Genomic DNA, 16,641 nt, shown 5'->3' on the forward strand with positions numbered 1-16,641 from the left:
ACTATGTTTTTAAAAATTTTTTATTTGTGTTATCTCTTGGTCCATATAAATTTACTCCGATAAGTTTGAAGTATAGTAAAGAAAATCGTTGGAGTGTAATTGAATGTATCGATAAAATGCCGTCACTACAAAATATTGGTCGAGGAGTGGAAAATGTAGATATAGAAGGAGTTATTTACCTTAATATTCTCAACAGAGTAAATCAATTAAAGAATACGAAAGAAGCTGAAAAACCGCATGTTTTAGTAGATAGTCTAGGTAATATTTTAGGACAATTCGTAATTACTAGGTTAGAAGAAAAGCAGATGTATTTTTTACCTAATGGACTACCAAGAAAAGTTGAATTTAGTTTGAGTTTGAAGAGCTATAGATGACTATATATTACTTAACTAAAGAAGGAGAAATGCTAGATCTGATTTGCTGGAAACATTATGGATTTACCGATGGAATAGTGGAGGAAGTATTGCTTAAAAATCCAGGCCTTGCAGAACATGGAAGTTTTTTACCGGTAGGACTAAAAATTAAATTGCCTGTAACAGAAAAACCTCTACAAAAGTCAAAATTAAAAGTATGGGAATAAATGCAGCCAGATTTTATAATAGATAAATGTGAATCAATTAGAGATAGAGTTATATCATTGCGCCTTACAGATGAATCTGGAACTATAGATGATGTAGTTGAAGTACATGTTGATTATAGGGATGAAAACACAGATGTTCCGAATGAATTAAATATCGCTCTAGGTTACAGAGAAACTGGAGTCTTACCAATGGGCATATATACAGTCAACGAAGTTACAATACAAAGTCCACCTAAGACTCTACTAATCAAAGCTCATGCAACAAATTTAAGACTATCATTAAAGGAAAAAGTATCTAAAGAATGGCATCAAATTACTCTAGGTAACTTGGTTAATGAAATAGCAGAAAAACACGGATATGGGTGCAGAGTTGCAGAAGAATTTGAAAATGTGTTGATTCCACATATTAACCAAACAGAAGAAAGTGATATAAGTTTACTAACAAAAATAGCAATAGAACGCGAAGCAATGGCAAAACTAGCTGGCGGATATATACTCTTTATTCCAAAAGGCAAAGCAAAGTCGGCAACTGGAAAAGCTTTAGGAACAACAGCTATTAGACCTCAAGACACAATAAATTGGAAGGTTCACTTTACCGTGAGTAGGTACAACTCAGTAATTGCAAAATGGCATAGCTATGAAAAAGGTGAAACTATATCAGAAATAGCTGGTTCTGGTAGTCCAAGTTATACTATACAAACGCTTTACTCTAATGTAGAATCAGCATTAAGTGTAGCAAATGCTAAGTTAAAACAATTAAAGCGAAATAATGCAGTATTGGATGTCATTATGCCTGGTAATCCAGAACTATTTGCAGAGGCAAAACTTAGCTTGTTAGGATTTCATCAAGACATAGATGGTGAATGGGTAATCGACAGAGCAGAACATGTGTTAGATAGTTCAGGTTATCGCACTGTGTTATCAGCATCAACGTTAAAGAAAAATCAGTAAAACAAATGTTTAATATTGAAAAAGGTATTGAATATGAATAGAGACTCAAGAAATAAGCTACATTTTTGGTGGTTTATAGTAACAGTAGTATGTGTTATTATTACTTATTGCTATATGAAAGCAAAAGCTACAGATAATTATAAAACAATATTACAAATTGCATCTGAAAATTGTAACTTAGAGATTGTTAAATTCTCAGTAGAAAATTTGTTAGATACTAGCGTACAGATTAATAAGTTAACAGCATTACATCATGCATCTGATTCTGGGTGTCTAAGAATTGTTGAGTTTTTAGTGAAAGAAAAAGCAAATATAAATGCTACAGGTGGGTATATGGGATGGACAGCTTTGCACCATGCAGCAGATAAGGGACATTTGGAAATCGTTGAGTTTTTACTAAGCAAAGGAGCAAATCCTACAGCTACAGCCCAAGACGGAAGAAGACCTAGAAATATGGCTGTAGTGGAATCGCGACACAATAAAAATAACAAACATTACGATAAAATCATAAAGCTACTTGCTAAAGCAGAGGATCAATACGAATCAACAAAAAGTAATCACTAAAGCTGTAAGTTTTCTATGATCTCTATATAAATCCTCAAACTATCCATAATAGATTAATACTTTCACATGAAAAAGCAAAAAATCCCAATAGCGTTAATAATAACAATAGTTCTACAGACTGTAGGATTCATATGGTGGTTGTCCAAGCTAGACTCAAGGGTACAGCTTCACGATAAACTTATTGAATATGGTTTAATGGAAAAAGTGTTAGTACTTGAGGAAAGGGTAAAAAATCTTTCTGAAGAACTGGATGATTTTAAAGCTAGCAACTTAAAATGTGGGTAATCAATTTTCTATTAATGGCGTATAAGGCCTAGATTGCAATTGACGATCTCTCCAATTTTCAACATATTGCTCAACTAGTGGAGGATCCCCTGTTATAATCAGTAGATTTTCAGCATTTCTTTGCTGAGCGGCATCTGAAAAGTTAAATGATCCAGTTATGACTTTTTGATCATCAATAATAATTACCTTGCTATGAGCAATAGCGGGTTTAAAGTCAATCCATATCGGGATTTTGTGCTCAAATAATTCGTTAATTACACTATGTTTTGAACTAGTTTGTGATTCATCTAGGATAACCTTAATATCAACACCACGTTCCTTAGCTTCGATTAGCGACTTTGCAATAGATTTAGAAGTAAATGAATATGCTTGAACCAATACAGACCCTTTAGCATGCTCTACGGAATCAATTATTAGATTGGTGCAATTTTCTCTAGGAGTGAAACATACAGTAGTACTTGGACAAGAAACACAACCTGATAAAAGAGAACTAGTTAATAAAATTAATAAATATCTAAACATGACTAAATATATCCTTTCAGTAGATGGTGGAGGCATAAGGGGCATAATACCAGCCATCATTCTAGCAGAAATAGAAAAAAGAACAAGAAAGAGAGTAGCTGAAATCTTTGATCTAATGGCTGGTACTTCAACCGGTGGGATTGTTGTGGCAGGATTATGTAAAAAAGATAAACCTCAATATTCAGCCAATGATTTAGTTGAGTTTTACCAAGAATACGGGTCATATATTTTTAAATCTTCATTCTTCAGGCGATCAATATTATCTTGGTTTAACTGTACACAATACCCACATAAAAATATTGAGTATGTACTTCATAAATATTTTGGCGATGATGTCTTTAAAAACACTTTAAGTAATGTGTTGATTACGAGTTACGATATTCACAATAACTACCCATTTTTTTTCAAAAGCTGGAAAGAGGATAGAAATTTTATTAAATTAAGGGATGTATTAAGAGCAGCAACTGCAGCACCTACTTACTTTGCACCTAAATATTTAAAAGTCAACCACAAGGAAATGGTATTAGTGGATGGAGGGGTGTTTGCCAATAATCCAGCGGCTTGTGCATATGCAAGTGGTAAGAGGTTATTTCCAAATGATGAGATTATACTGCTATCAATAGGCACTGGTGGAACAGATAGAAGTATAAAGTATGCTAACTCAAGGAAATTTGGCAAAATAGGGTGGATCAAGCCACTACTGAATGTGATGTTTGCCTCTGGATTGGATTGCGTTGATTATCAACTAGAACAAGTAATAGACGATAAATATATAAGAATACAATCGCAATTGAAAGTAGCATCGACTGAGATGGACAATATTACACTCAAAAATATCAAATCTCTTCAGCAAGAGGCAAATGCAATGATAGAGGACAACCAGAAATTAATAGATAAACTTTGCGATTTCATATCTTAATTTATACCAAGCAAAATTCAACTGAGCCAAAAAAGTTGGTTAGCAAATTCTACTGGTTAAATCATTAACTAACTTTACTTATATCTTAAAGACATTCAATTTTCACACTCACCCAACTCATCAGCAGTTAGGCCACTTGCTCGCACAATAATATCAATAGCAACACCTTCCTTAACTAGATCTTTTGCAATCTTGATTTTCTCTGCTTTTTTAACCTTTTCTTTACCAGTTTGCATTCCTTCAGATAAAGATCTGGCTACCGTATCCAGTAATTCTTGATCCTCAATTTTTTCGCATTTACCTACAAACCTCAAAACTGGCTCATTTTCATATTCTGTTAGTCCAAGAGCTTTAATGTTAACTGATAATGTTTTTGCTATCTTATATAATATTTCAATTGGAATGTCTGTATATCCTCGTTCATAGTCGTGTATTTCTTTAGGTGTTGAACCGATTTTATTTGCCAAGTCCTCCTGAGTGTATTCCCGTATTAATCTCTGCTCTTTTATCCTTTTCCCCACTTTGTAGAGTATAGAATCAGTACAAATTTCTTTCTCTATATCATCATATTCGTAAGTAGATAAGCGAGTCACTTGGGAAATAATATCAACTGAAACTCCTTCTTTCACTAGATTCTTTGCTACTTCTATTTTTGCTTCTTCTTGACTAATTTTCTCGCTAATATATACAAACCTTACTAATGGATACAGCTTCTTGCGTAATTCCTGATCCTTAATTTCTCTATGTATTTTTGTTAGATAGACTATTTCTTTATCCTCATCTTCATACCAACTGTTTTCTCTTAGTACTGTTGGTTCTGGAAGTAGATCTATAACATTAACTGACAATGCTCCTGCTATTATATACGATTCTTTGATTGTAATAGCCTTGCACCCTAGTTCAAAGTTATGTATTTCCTTATGTGTTAAACCAATTTTTCTTGCTAATTTTGCCTGAGTATACCCTTGTACTATCCTACAACCTTCTATTTTTTTCCCTAGCTCGTAGCTTACTGAGCCAACATGCTCTGAATTATCATAGATAAATCCTCTAAAAGCTGTTTTTCCTACAGAAGCAAACATATATTCTATCACAAAAAATCCACTATTGGCTAAGTTTTTATGAAATCACAAAAATTTCTCAATCATATAATTTGATAAGCCTGTCGTTTGCAAGATAATATCAACAGCAATTCCTTCTTTCACTAAATTCCTTGCAACTTCAATCTTCTTTTCCTCTCTGACCTTTTCTTTACAAACATGTATACCTTCAAATAAAGACTTGATTAGCACATTTCGTAATTCCCGACTCTCAATCTTTTTGTATTCTTCTATCAAGTTTGATAGCTTTTCTTCCACTTCACTATCTTCATCTGATTCGGGAAGTAGATCTATGATACTGATTGATAATACCTTTGCTATTTCATCTAACATTTCAAGTGAGACAGCAGCTCTCCCTTGTTCATATTCGTATATTCCTTGATTTGTTATGCCAACTTTATTCGCTAAATCTTTTTGTGTATATCCTCGTATCAATCTCCACTCTTTTATCCTTTGCCCTACTTTGTATGGAATGGGAATTTTGTTCTCCTCATACTCACCAATAGATAAGTTAGTTGTTCGAGAGATAACATGAGCAGAAACTCCTACTTTCATCAAACCCCTTGCTACTTCCATTTTTACCGCTTTTCTGCTTCTTTCCTCACTCAAACGAATAAATTTGATTAATAAATAAAATACCTCGCTTAATTCTTTATCCTTATACCCCTTTACTAAATTTAATATTTCTTCATCTTCAAAATATCTTTTTTCATTTGGTAGCATCTCTCCACAAACTAGACCTTTAACATTTACTGATAACGCTTCTGCTATAGCATATAATTTCTTAATTGGAATTTTACGACTCCCTTTTTCATATTGCAGTATTGCCCAGTACTTTACACCAACCTTCTCCGCTAAATCCTTCTGAGTATACCCTCTCTCTAACCTCCAACTTTTCACTTTTTGCCCTACTTCATAGTCTAGACTTTTTTCCATACAAAGAACCATATATAATATTTTCTACTATAGCTCAGATATAACGGTAAGAAAAAACCTCTGGAACCTTACAGTTGGCTATAGACACATTAAAGTTCTCTAAAGGTTTCTTTACTACCTGCACGTATTCTATTTACCCACGGAGACAATACTTCATTATTGCTAACCTCTTTTATAGCATACTTTTCATTCCATATGCCACATCTAGTGAAATTACCTTTCTCTACTGCTTCTTGAAGTTTCACTCCTCCAAAAAGACAATTTTTTCCTATTTCTTCTCCTCTTTCTTGTAATTTAGACCACATTTCCTTGTTTTCTACTCTGACTTGTACTTGATCATATTTTTTTACATCGTGGTACAATATAATATTTAGCTGACCAATGCTTGTAGGAAATTGTAATATAATAGAGCTTTCATCTGACATATCGATATAGTTTCTTATACCTCCCTTCTCGCTTTTAACCTCAACTGCATCATTACCAATTTTTAAAATATTACTTCCTAACTTTCTGTTTGCTTCCAGTATTTTGGCTACCTCTACCTTGCTATTATCAGAAAATTCTATATATGATGTTGTATTGTCTATCTCGAGATCTATTAAGGATCCTTCTTGAACAGCACTTTCGCCAGCTTTTTCTAGTTCTTCTAGTTGCTTATCTATCTGTGGCTGAACTTCTGGTTGTAGCTCATCATAGATTTCACCTATCAGTTTATTCTGTAGTAGAGTATCATGAAACTCTGCACCGCTTAACATTAATTTACGTATTAGCTTTTTACGATCAACCTTATCAAATTTATGAAAATGTGTACCTAATACTACATACTCTGAGAAACTCCATTCCCCATCATTACATGCATTTAGCCTTGTTCCATCACCTATTACTTCATCTATAACTTTGTTCATCTCTTTTGGGGTTTTTGCTTTTACCACTCCACTCTTAAACCAGCTCAACTTTTCACTTTCGCTTATACTTGGCTTTATTTTTTGCAAGGCAGAGGTAAATGGATTTTTATCTTCTTGATCACTTGCAGGTTTTGTGCCATAAACATAGTCAAATCCTTTCCCACAGTTGATTTTGTTTTCGCGAACTTCTCTACCAGGGAAAGGTGCTATTTCCTCAGGCTTTTTAGCCTTATTAATTTTGCTTACAAAGGTGGATTGCTCCTTAGTACGACCAATTCCTACAATAGCATTTAACACCTCACCTTTTGATAATCTATCAAGATCAATGTTTAACTCGTAAGTACCTCCTTCTTGATCATAAAAAGGTACAATTATTTTATTACTCATATTAGCCTCCGCTATTAAATATATTTAACTAAGTCTATAACCGACTTTATTACTTTATTATTAATTTAATATATACTTTCTCATTAATTGTAAGCAATGATTAATGCACTTGCAAATACTTTCTTCATTCAAGTAGTTAAACAACTCATGAAAATCTTCAAATATCTGCTTTATAACAGTCCTTGCTCTTTAAAGCTAAAATACCCAACACTTGTGATGATAATGTGATCCAGTAACCTAATCCCTATAGTCTGACAAGCTTTAGCCAAGTCTTTAGTTACAGCTTCATCCTCATCAGATGGCTTTAACCTTCCTTCTGGGTGGTTATGCGATATTATTATTGACGTCGCTTTTCTTATTAATGCCTTTCTTGTTACTTCTCTTATGTAAAAAGGTACCTTATCCACTGTACCAGTGAACACTTCTTCCCCCTTTAAACGGCACTTTTGATCAAAATATATTATTTTCATCTTTTCCTCCTCTGAATAACCAATACTCACCCTTAAATATTTTACGATGGTTTCCAAGTTATCCATTACAGGTCCTTTCTTTAACTCTTCTCTTGGTACCCTCTTTGCAGCTTCCTTTAGGCATAAAATTACTGCTACTGTAGAGTCGGTTATCCCTTCTATAGTTTTCAAGTCATCTATTTCCTGGCCTAAAACTCCTCCTATTCCAAAATTATCTATTAGCTTTCTAGCAATAATTCGAGCTTCTTCCCTGTCATGCACTGCACTTAGAAACGTTTCTATTACTTCACGATCAAGTAGTGCTTTACCGTTGCTTTCTAATGCTCTGAATTCTATTTCTTCTCTACGATCTTTCTTATTATTCATAAAAATTACCCTTCACTAATAACAAAATATTTTTAATTATTTACTGCTGTTTTTTATCAGCATTGGCATAAAGCCATAGCTTTTGAGTGAAGTCAAATCAATTTTTAAATCTTTTTTACTTATTTTTTCATCAAAAAGTAAAAATGTTAATAGATACTGATTTTTTTATTTTAAATTTGTTGAATTTCGTCTAAAGAGATACCTACTGTTTTTAAAATAATATTGATAGAAATTCCTTCCTTAACTAAATTCTTTGCAATTTTCATCCTTTCTACTCTCTCCACTTTCTCTTTGCAAACTTGTATGCTTTCAAACAGAGATTTTATTAGTACATGACGTAATTCTTGGCTTTTAATCTTTTTGTATTCTTTTATTAACCTTGATAGTTCCACTTCACTATTCTCATTTTCTCTTGTTTCTGGAAGCAGATCTGTAATATTAATTAATAGTACCTTTGCTATTTCATCTAACATTTCAAGTGAAACAGCAGATCGTCCTTGTTCATATTCATATATTCTTTGATTTATTATGCCCACTTTACTTGCTAAATCTTCTTGTGTGTATCCTCTTCTCAACCTCCATTCTTTTATTCTTCGACCTACTTTATACGGAATAGAAATTTTTTTTTCATCATATTCATCAATAGATAAACTGGTCGTTTGAGAGATAACATGAGCAGAAACTCCTTCCTTAACCAAACCCTTTGCTACTTCTATTTTTACCGCCTTTCCACTTTCTTCCTCACTAATACGGATGAATTTAGTTAATAAATAAAACGTTTCACGTAATTCTTGATCCTTAATCTCTTTATGTCTTCTTACTAGATTTAGTACCTCCTCTTCCTCATACCTTTTTTCATTTGATACTTCTTGTATGCAAGCTAGATCTCTAGCAGTTGTTGATAATGCTTCTGCTAATTCATATAACTTCTTAATTGAAATTCTGCGTGTTCCTTTTTCATATTGCAGTATTACCTGATATGTTGTTCCGATTTTTTTTGCTAAATCTTTTTGAGTATACCCCTTTGCTAATCTACGATTTCTTACTTTTTGTGCTATCTGATGCCTTATTGAGATATTTGCCATAAATATTATACAGGTTAATACTACCAAATAAAGATATACAAAAGGGATACTTCTTTCTATGTTTGAATTTTAGTTGAATATTTCTTCACAATTGTGTATAATTATTAATGCTTTTTATCTTACTTTCTCATGGCTCTTTCTAAGTTTCTCGATCCAAAAAATGATATATCGTTCAAGCGCATCTTTGGCACTGAAAAAAATAAAGATATCCTTATTCACTTTCTTAATGATATTCTCGGCTTTGCTGGAAAAAACGCAATACAGGATATAGAGTTTTTAAGTACTATTCAAGACCCTGATATTGCTTCTAAAAAACAAAGCATTGTTGATGTTCTTTGTAGAGATGAAAATGGGCTGCAAGTCATAGTTGAAATGCAGGTCGCTAAAACTAAGGGCTTTGAAAAACGTGCACAATACTATGCTGCTAAAGCTTACTCAAGACAGTCTGATAAAGGTGATCAATACCATGACCTTAAGGAAATTATCTTTATTGCTATAGCAGATTGTATTTTATTCCCTGACAAGTCTGAGTACAAATCAAAGCATACTATTCGCGATGAAGATACTAATGAACATGATCTAAAAGATTTTTACTTTATATTTATTGAGTTGCCTAAATTTCCAAAAACCAAAGAAGATCAGCTTTCAAGTATAGTTGAAAAATGGGTCTACTTCTTTAGATATGCAGACGAAACTAGTGAAGAAGAGCTAGAGAGAATAATAGGAAGTGATCTAATAATTAAAAGAGCATATGAAGAACTAAATAGGTTCAACTGGTCAGAAAAAGAATTTATTGCCTATGAACAAGAAATTAAGCGTATTCTTGATGAAAAGGCTATCCTTGCTCAAAAACTCGATGATGCTACTCACAAAGGTAGACAAGAAGGTAGACAAGAAGAAAAAATCGAAGTTGCCAAAAACTCACTTAAGGCCGGTGTCTCTATTGATGTTATCGCTGAAATCACTGGCCTTTCGGTAGATGAGATTAAGAAATTAATTTAACCTTATCCCGAGTCAAATGGCCTTGAACTGAAGCATTTCTTAAATAACTTTGAGGCTCTAAACTCATTTGCTTTACACCATCAACTTCTAATGTATCATCTCCATTGTGTAATACCTGCTCTATTGATTGATTTCGCGGCCCCTTATTAAATTGAGCTATAAACTTTTCAAATTTTTTCGGACTTAATTTACCAGCTTCCTCATCAGGACATGCTTTCTCTACATACGATTTTAAAATCCCTGAAATCTCATCAAATTTACCACTCATGATTTTTCCTGTAACTTCTTTCTGTATTTCCATAAAATCAATATCCAATCGATGCGTTGATATTTTGCTATCCCTTGCAGCTTGCTCTACTACTTTCTCAAATCCCTTTGTAATATTCTATGCTTTTCTGTTTGTAAATTATCCATATTAGTAGAGGGAAGAGAGCTAGACATACCTGTAGCGCTAAGCTTACCACTGACTGATCTACTACGCAAAAACGATTGGCTGGATTCAGATGTACTGTTATCCCAACATAATACTTCTCCAATACTACTCTTGTTCGATTTTGTCACTTCAGAAACATTTTGTTTTGAACTACCCGAGCTTTGCTCTTGTTCCGTTCTAGTGGATAAGTTACTCAATTTAGAACCTGACTTACCTCTCTTACTAATACTCTGCCTATCTGAGAAAGTAAAAAGACCACTATCGAAGCCAGATGATGAACTCAAACTTGAACCACAACTGCCCTTATCGTTATCTACTGTTGATGTGTTTTGAAAATGACTTGATGCAGACTCTGAGAAATTAGACCTTACTTGCTCTTGTTCTTCCTCAAGTTGCATGAAATATCTTTCATCCTCTTGATTTAATATCACTTTAATATTATTCTTAATTGCTTTAGTATGATAACTATCCCTGCCTAACTTGCAAAGCATTTCACTAAAAATTTCTAAAGCCTCATCTTCTCTCTTTAGTCCGTAAAGCGTCAGTGCTATATTATGATGAACCATTATAATATTGAAATTATCATACTTTAGCCATTTTTCTCTTTTCTCAAGTACTTGACGATAGAGGGGAAGAGCCTTATCGTATTCATATTTCTCGCAATGGTCTACTGCCAAATTAAATATGTCATTTAGAAACTCAGGATCGTCTAGATTATCATATATACACTTCACAATGAAAGGTAATTTGCAACCTGAGAATACATCATCATCTCCTGGTAGCGTAGTTCCAAAATCAAGCCGCGTACTCTGAGCTCGTATTACAGACGGTAGCTCTGGACTACTCGTTGTTCGTGTCAAAGACAATCTCTTTACCTTTGAAGATGGAGTTGAAGGACACGTAAAAATGCCAGACACACCTTCACTCCTATTCGGTACTGTTGTAGCAGTCGAATATCGTCTAGTAATTGGTTTAGTAGTACTGGTAGATGAGAAACTATAAGTACGTCTTTTTTGTACATCAGCATTCACTTTGCGTTGCTCTTGCATTATTAAAAACACTCCTTCGTCTAGATCTACTATTAGTGGCAATATTTTTTCTTTAAAACTACTACTTGATTGTTTTTTAACTTCTTTTTTTAAATTATAACATAGTTGCTGTATTAGAGAAAAACCCTCCTCCTTAAGAAAGGATACGCTCTTTAGTTGTTGTAGTATAGATGATAGTCTTTCCGATTGTTGAATAGTTATTTTGCTACCTTTTAATTCCTTATATAGCTCTTTTAGCACAGGTAATAATTGTTGAATATACGACTTACTATTATCCTCTTGTTTAAACATAGAATAGACACCTTTTAATGTTTCTACTACATCAGGTAATACGTTTTTAGACGGTGCTTTGCGTTCTTGTATTATTTTTTCTAACTTGTCCAATTCCAAAGTGTAACCATTCATCTTCAAAATATTTCTAGCCTCTTGTTCGTTATATGGTACATAAGGACTGTAGCGGTTAATATATTCATAAGCAACAAAAATAGATAACTTTTCTTTGAGACGGGTTTTCTTTAAATCCTTATTATCACATGTTACATTTACATACTCTTTTAAATAATCAAAATAATTACTCTTAACAGATTCATATCCCTTTCTAAAAGGCAATATCCCCAAGAGAAGCTTTGCTTCTTGATGCTCAAGACTAACGGATTCAAGAAGATCACAAACTTTTTTTTCCTTTTTGATTTCTTCAAGTTCATTGCTGAGCAATGCAACCGCATACAAAAATTTCGCATCAACAAAACCACTTAAAGATAATTCTCGAAGCAGATATTGTGCGGTATGAGAATTTTTTTCATTTGATACTATGTCTCTCGCCAACTCATATTTTACATACTGGAGCATCCATTCTAATTCTTTTATTGCTTTCTTTTCTCCCATTGTATTTAAGTACTCAGTTGGCTTAAAAAAAATCGGGTTACTTAATCCAATACAACTCAAGACCCTGGAAGCTTCAATCCCAACTCTAAAATTGGTTCCTTCAGTAGCCAGCAAGACATCAGCAAAATGCATTTTCCATGACTTTCCTGATTCACTTTGAATCAAGCTGCCATAAGTTTCTATATTGTGTAACTCCATCATTCCAAGTACAAAACTACTCAAGGGGAAAAAACACTTCCCTGAATTATTCATATATTTGACAGCTTCCTTGATCAGCTCTTGCTGATTAGTGGTACTACCTTCCATAACTTCCTTGAACTTTATTATTGCATGTGCATACATTGCATGTGGGAGTTGCTGCTTCGCCGCCTCACAAATTTTATCCTTACCTACACTTTCTTGCCCTTTTTTTAACATCTCAACTCCTCTAACGTAATCTTGAATAACATCATCAAAGTCAGATTGATCCATTGAAATATTTGACTGATCCATTAAGATACTTGAAATGTCTAATGAACTATCCAATGATAAGTCACCCATTTTTTTATCTGAACTTTCCTCTGGTATCGCAAGACTATCAATCAATTGATTGTAATCAAGTATCCTACGTAGTAATTCTTTTCTATACCTTTCGTAATGAGCATCTTTGAAGTAACTAATTTTTGGTAACTTATCATCAGATGACTTCTTTATTTTCCTCTTAGAACCACCAGCTAATATAGCTTCCCATTGATTCGATCCATGCATTCTGCCTCCTATAAAATCATTTCGTATATTTGGGTAGTAAGACCCCTGACCCACATTTATACTATAACAAGGATTTCCACCTTGTACACAATTATTTTGCATAACACCTTCATTATTTTTTTCTGCCACTCTTGAACTAGGTAGATTTGATGCAGAACAGCTCTTTTTTGATGCGGCAGAAGGTATAGATTTTCCTCCTTGACTTATAGGTACTGTACTGCTTTGTGGATCATGATCAGCAGATGATTGTCGACTTGATGAACTAATACTCTTCTCTGATCTATTGCTTACAGTCTCTACAACGCTTTGTGAATTCCTAACTAATGTATCATCACTATTTCCTGGTATACTTTTTTCTAGTAAAAAATCTTTTTCCACACCAAAAAACTGTAAAACATCAATCACATCTTCATGAACTTCCTCACCCTTTAGCAATTCTTCCATTGGCTCTTTACATATAGCAGCACAAACTGCTTTTAACTTATCTAAATTCTCATTCACAACCTTTGCTAACACTTCTCTAAAGAACCAGTTATTACTCACATGACTACCTAAGTTCAATAATTGGATTAATCCTAATACTGTGCCGTTTATAGATTCTCCACTATTTATCTTTTGATTTAATTCATTAAGTTTCTTTTCTTTTATACTCTTATCCTGTGTTGTGTTTTTTAGTGTAAATGACTCGCCTTTTATCGCTTCATCTTGATGCTTAAAAAACAACGTTGATATTAAAGCACCTAATATAGTTGGTCTTAGTTTTACTTCTCCTTTTTCCTTTCTTAGTTCCTCTAGCTCGTTCATGAGTTTTTCTTTGCTAATCCTGTTTTTATTTATTACCTTTTTTCCTAGATATTCTAGTTGATATACGAGATCTTCACTGCTCATTTTTTTCATATCTTTCTCTATTCCTTGATCTAACAAATCTTGTATAGAACTTTTGTAAGATTGTTTATCTTCCACCCATGAACTTATTACATCTGCTACTGTTTCTTTTATCATATTGTAGGCTTCACGAAATTCTTGCTTCTCTTGAAACACTTTCCATCTCATGAAGCGAATACAATGATAAATATCACCACTTAACATTACTGATACTGTATCTTTGTAACCCAATTTAATTGCTTTCTTTAAAAACTCTTTTATAACTGAATCTTGGTAATCAAAGTTTTTTTTCATCTGCACAACTCGGCTTTTATCAAGGTACTGTTCTCCATTACACAAAATATGTGCTCTTCTATATATTTTTTTTGCAATACATAGTACTATTTCAGGAGGACATGGCTGCTTAAGTACATATTGTAATAAGTCTATTGGTTTTGAATAACCAGTAAAAGTTCCTTTCCATTTGTATTGACTCTCTACTATATTTTTTCCTTTATTTTTCTCCTCTTTTTGACAAATCATTTCCAGTAACTGTACGTTACCCCTTTGACATACAAGTTCTACAATTTCTTTACGCTTCTCTTTTGTTATTTCGTCGTTAATAAGCTCAAAGTGTTTAAATGTATCTTCTACATCTACACAAGTCTTACTACCAACAGCAAGAATATTGATTCCTTTTTTTATCTCACTCACTGCCTTAGATATTAAATCCTCTTTTTCTTCATCTGTAGGTCCTCCTTCACCCTTCTTTTGCTTGAGATCAAGTATAGTTCTTCTCGTCAATCCACTAAAAGCTAGTTCATCACTACTACAATCCTCTTTTGCTTTTTTCTCAGAGGACATCTCATTTACATCCCTCATAAAGTGATCACTAATACTAGCTAAACAACAACTACTTGGAATTTCTGACGTTGTAATTTGACTGGATAATATTTCAACATCAAAAAACTGTAAAACATCAATCACATTTTCATGAATTTCTTCACCCTTTAGTAATTCTTCCATTGGCTCTTTACATATAGCAGCACAAACTGCCTTTAACTGATCTAAATTCTCATTCACAACTTTTGCTAACACTTCTCTAAAGAACCAGTTACTAGACAAATGAGAACCTAAGTTCAATGATTTGATTAACTCTAATACTATGCCGTCTATACGTTCTCCACTATTTATCTTTTGATTTAATTCATTAAGTTTCTTTTCTTTTTCGCTCTTCTCCACTCTTGTGTTTTTTAGTGTAAATGACTCGCCTTTTATCGCTTCATCTTGATGCTTAAAAAACAACGTTGATATTAAAGCACCTAATATAGTTGGTCTTAGTTTTACTTCTCCTTTTTCCTTTCTTAGTTCCTCTAGCTCGTTCATGAGTTTTTCTTTGCTAATCCTGTTTTTATTTATTACCTTTTTTCCTAGATATTCTAGTTGATATACGAGATCTTCACTGCTCATTTTTTTCATATCTTTCTCTATTCCTTGATCTAACAAATCTTGTATAGAACTTTTGTAAGATTGTTTATCTTCCACCCATGAACTTATTACATCTGCTACTGTTTCTTTTATCATATTGTAGGCTTCACGAAATTCTTGCTTCTCTTGAAACACTTTCCATCTCATGAAGCGAATACAATGATAAATATCACCACTTAATATTACTGATACTGTATCTTTGTAACCTAATTTTATTGCTTGCTTTAAAACCTCTTTTGAATCTTGTACAGCATAATGCAAGTTTCCTTTTATCCTTGCAGCTTGTTTGCTACCAAGATATTGTTCTCCATTACACAAAATATGTGCTCTTCTATATATTTTTTTTGCAATACATAGTACTATTTCAGGAGGACATGGCTGCTTAAGTACATATTGTAATAAGTCTATTGGTTTTGAATAACCAGTAAAAGTTCCTTTCCATTTGTATTGCCTTTCTAACTTCTTGTCTCCTTTATCCTTCTCCTCTCTTTGACAAATCATTTCCAATAACTGCACGTTACCCTTTTGACATACAAATTCCACGAAATTCTTACGATCTGATTGCTCTATTAGATCATTAGCCACTTCAAATAATGCAAATATCCTTTTTGCATCAAACTTTGCGTATTTATTATCCTGTTCTTCATTTTCGTTTTCTGGATCATATTCTGTATTTTTAGCTAAACATAGTTCGTATGCTAGCCTTATTAGTAGTTCAGACTTATTTTGGGAAGCCAACTCTGGATGTTCTTTCATCCACTTTTTTGCATTAATATCTAAACCTATTTTTTCTTTTAATAACTCATACCAACGTTCTCCTTCCGCAACCACTTTTGCAGAACTTGTAGCTAGTGGTTCACATCTATCAGTAGATTTACTTCCAGTTTCTTTAGCAGATTTCTTGGAAGATTTTTGCCTTTTTTTGACCGGCTTAGATGCTTCATCTCCCTTGGAAGAAGAGGAAGGTTTTGAAGTATTTGGCATAGTTACCCCTTATATCTATGAATAAAAAACACTGTATATACCATAAAAAACTAATAGTTTAATAGACATATTTTCAAACCCTGTCAATTAGCTTTGCAAACCCTCACTTTTTTGTGATT

15 protein-coding genes are annotated in these 16,641 nt (G+C 33.2%); 7 read left to right on the forward strand and 8 right to left on the reverse strand.

The window, feature by feature from the left end:
- Nucleotides 1-26 precede the first annotated feature (26 nt).
- The 5 genes from ABWU65_RS00930 to ABWU65_RS00950 all read left to right on the forward strand — a co-directional run bounded on the left by ABWU65_RS00930 (nt 27) and on the right by ABWU65_RS00950 (nt 2,380).
- Nucleotides 27-374: a phage tail protein gene (locus ABWU65_RS00930; RefSeq protein ID WP_309166947.1), complete on the forward strand. Its 348-nt coding sequence runs from the start codon at nt 27-29 to the stop codon at nt 372-374.
- Entirely contained in the window at nt 371-580 is a 210-nt protein-coding gene (locus tag ABWU65_RS00935) for a tail protein X (RefSeq protein WP_064085527.1), read from the forward strand. Before ABWU65_RS00930 ends, ABWU65_RS00935 begins: the two co-directional genes overlap by 4 nt.
- Nucleotides 581-1,531: a phage tail protein gene (locus tag ABWU65_RS00940; protein WP_353279993.1), complete on the forward strand. Its 951-nt coding sequence runs from the start codon at nt 581-583 to the stop codon at nt 1,529-1,531.
- A 33-nt stretch (nt 1,532-1,564) separates the two neighbouring features.
- Nucleotides 1,565-2,095, forward strand: coding sequence for an ankyrin repeat domain-containing protein (locus ABWU65_RS00945; protein WP_230609188.1), 531 nt, complete (start codon nt 1,565-1,567; stop codon nt 2,093-2,095).
- Between the two features lie 66 nt (nt 2,096-2,161).
- Entirely contained in the window at nt 2,162-2,380 is a 219-nt protein-coding gene (locus tag ABWU65_RS00950; RefSeq protein ID WP_353279994.1) for a hypothetical protein, read from the forward strand.
- Here the strand turns inward: ABWU65_RS00950 and ABWU65_RS00955 are convergent, their stop codons facing one another.
- Nucleotides 2,381-2,902, reverse strand: coding sequence for a phospholipase D family protein (locus ABWU65_RS00955; RefSeq protein WP_353279995.1), 522 nt, complete (start codon nt 2,900-2,902; stop codon nt 2,381-2,383). It lies immediately after the preceding gene.
- Between ABWU65_RS00955 and ABWU65_RS00960 the strand changes: the two genes are divergently transcribed.
- The gene (locus tag ABWU65_RS00960) at nt 2,901-3,821 is read left to right on the forward strand and encodes a patatin-like phospholipase family protein (RefSeq protein ID WP_353279996.1); all 921 of its coding nucleotides are present in this window, start codon (nt 2,901-2,903) and stop codon (nt 3,819-3,821) included. The genes ABWU65_RS00955 and ABWU65_RS00960 overlap by 2 nt on opposite strands.
- Before the next feature lie 95 nt (nt 3,822-3,916).
- On the opposite strand, the gene ABWU65_RS00965 is transcribed toward ABWU65_RS00960, so the two are convergent.
- The 5 genes from ABWU65_RS00965 to ABWU65_RS00985 all read right to left on the reverse strand — a co-directional run bounded on the left by ABWU65_RS00965 (nt 3,917) and on the right by ABWU65_RS00985 (nt 9,070).
- Nucleotides 3,917-4,903: a helix-turn-helix domain-containing protein gene (locus tag ABWU65_RS00965; RefSeq protein WP_353279997.1), complete on the reverse strand. Its 987-nt coding sequence runs from the start codon at nt 4,901-4,903 to the stop codon at nt 3,917-3,919.
- 45 nt (nt 4,904-4,948) lie between these two features.
- The gene (locus ABWU65_RS00970) at nt 4,949-5,857 is read right to left on the reverse strand and encodes a helix-turn-helix domain-containing protein (protein ID WP_341823998.1); all 909 of its coding nucleotides are present in this window, start codon (nt 5,855-5,857) and stop codon (nt 4,949-4,951) included.
- Between the two features lie 89 nt (nt 5,858-5,946).
- Nucleotides 5,947-7,149: a hypothetical protein gene (locus tag ABWU65_RS00975; RefSeq protein ID WP_353279998.1), complete on the reverse strand. Its 1,203-nt coding sequence runs from the start codon at nt 7,147-7,149 to the stop codon at nt 5,947-5,949.
- A 170-nt stretch (nt 7,150-7,319) separates the two neighbouring features.
- Entirely contained in the window at nt 7,320-7,985 is a 666-nt protein-coding gene (locus tag ABWU65_RS00980) for a RadC family protein (RefSeq protein WP_143688756.1), read from the reverse strand.
- A gap of 170 nt (nt 7,986-8,155) precedes the next feature.
- A complete protein-coding gene (locus ABWU65_RS00985; RefSeq protein ID WP_353279999.1) occupies nt 8,156-9,070 on the reverse strand; it encodes a helix-turn-helix domain-containing protein in 915 nt (304 codons plus the stop codon).
- 129 nt (nt 9,071-9,199) lie between these two features.
- Here ABWU65_RS00985 and ABWU65_RS00990 point away from each other — a divergent pair, with 129 nt between their 5' ends.
- The gene (locus ABWU65_RS00990; protein WP_353280000.1) at nt 9,200-10,072 is read left to right on the forward strand and encodes an Rpn family recombination-promoting nuclease/putative transposase; all 873 of its coding nucleotides are present in this window, start codon (nt 9,200-9,202) and stop codon (nt 10,070-10,072) included.
- Here the strand turns inward: ABWU65_RS00990 and ABWU65_RS00995 are convergent.
- Entirely contained in the window at nt 10,056-10,454 is a 399-nt protein-coding gene (locus ABWU65_RS00995) for a latrotoxin-related protein (protein WP_353280619.1), read from the reverse strand. The genes ABWU65_RS00990 and ABWU65_RS00995 overlap by 17 nt on opposite strands.
- Entirely contained in the window at nt 10,430-16,522 is a 6,093-nt protein-coding gene (locus tag ABWU65_RS01000; protein WP_353280001.1) for a tetratricopeptide repeat protein, read from the reverse strand. Before ABWU65_RS01000 ends, ABWU65_RS00995 begins: the two co-directional genes overlap by 25 nt.
- Nucleotides 16,523-16,641: the final 119 nt, after the last annotated feature.

It is taken from the genome of Wolbachia endosymbiont (group B) of Silvanus unidentatus, from assembly GCF_964028615.1.
Lineage (GTDB): Bacteria > Pseudomonadota > Alphaproteobacteria > Rickettsiales > Anaplasmataceae > Wolbachia.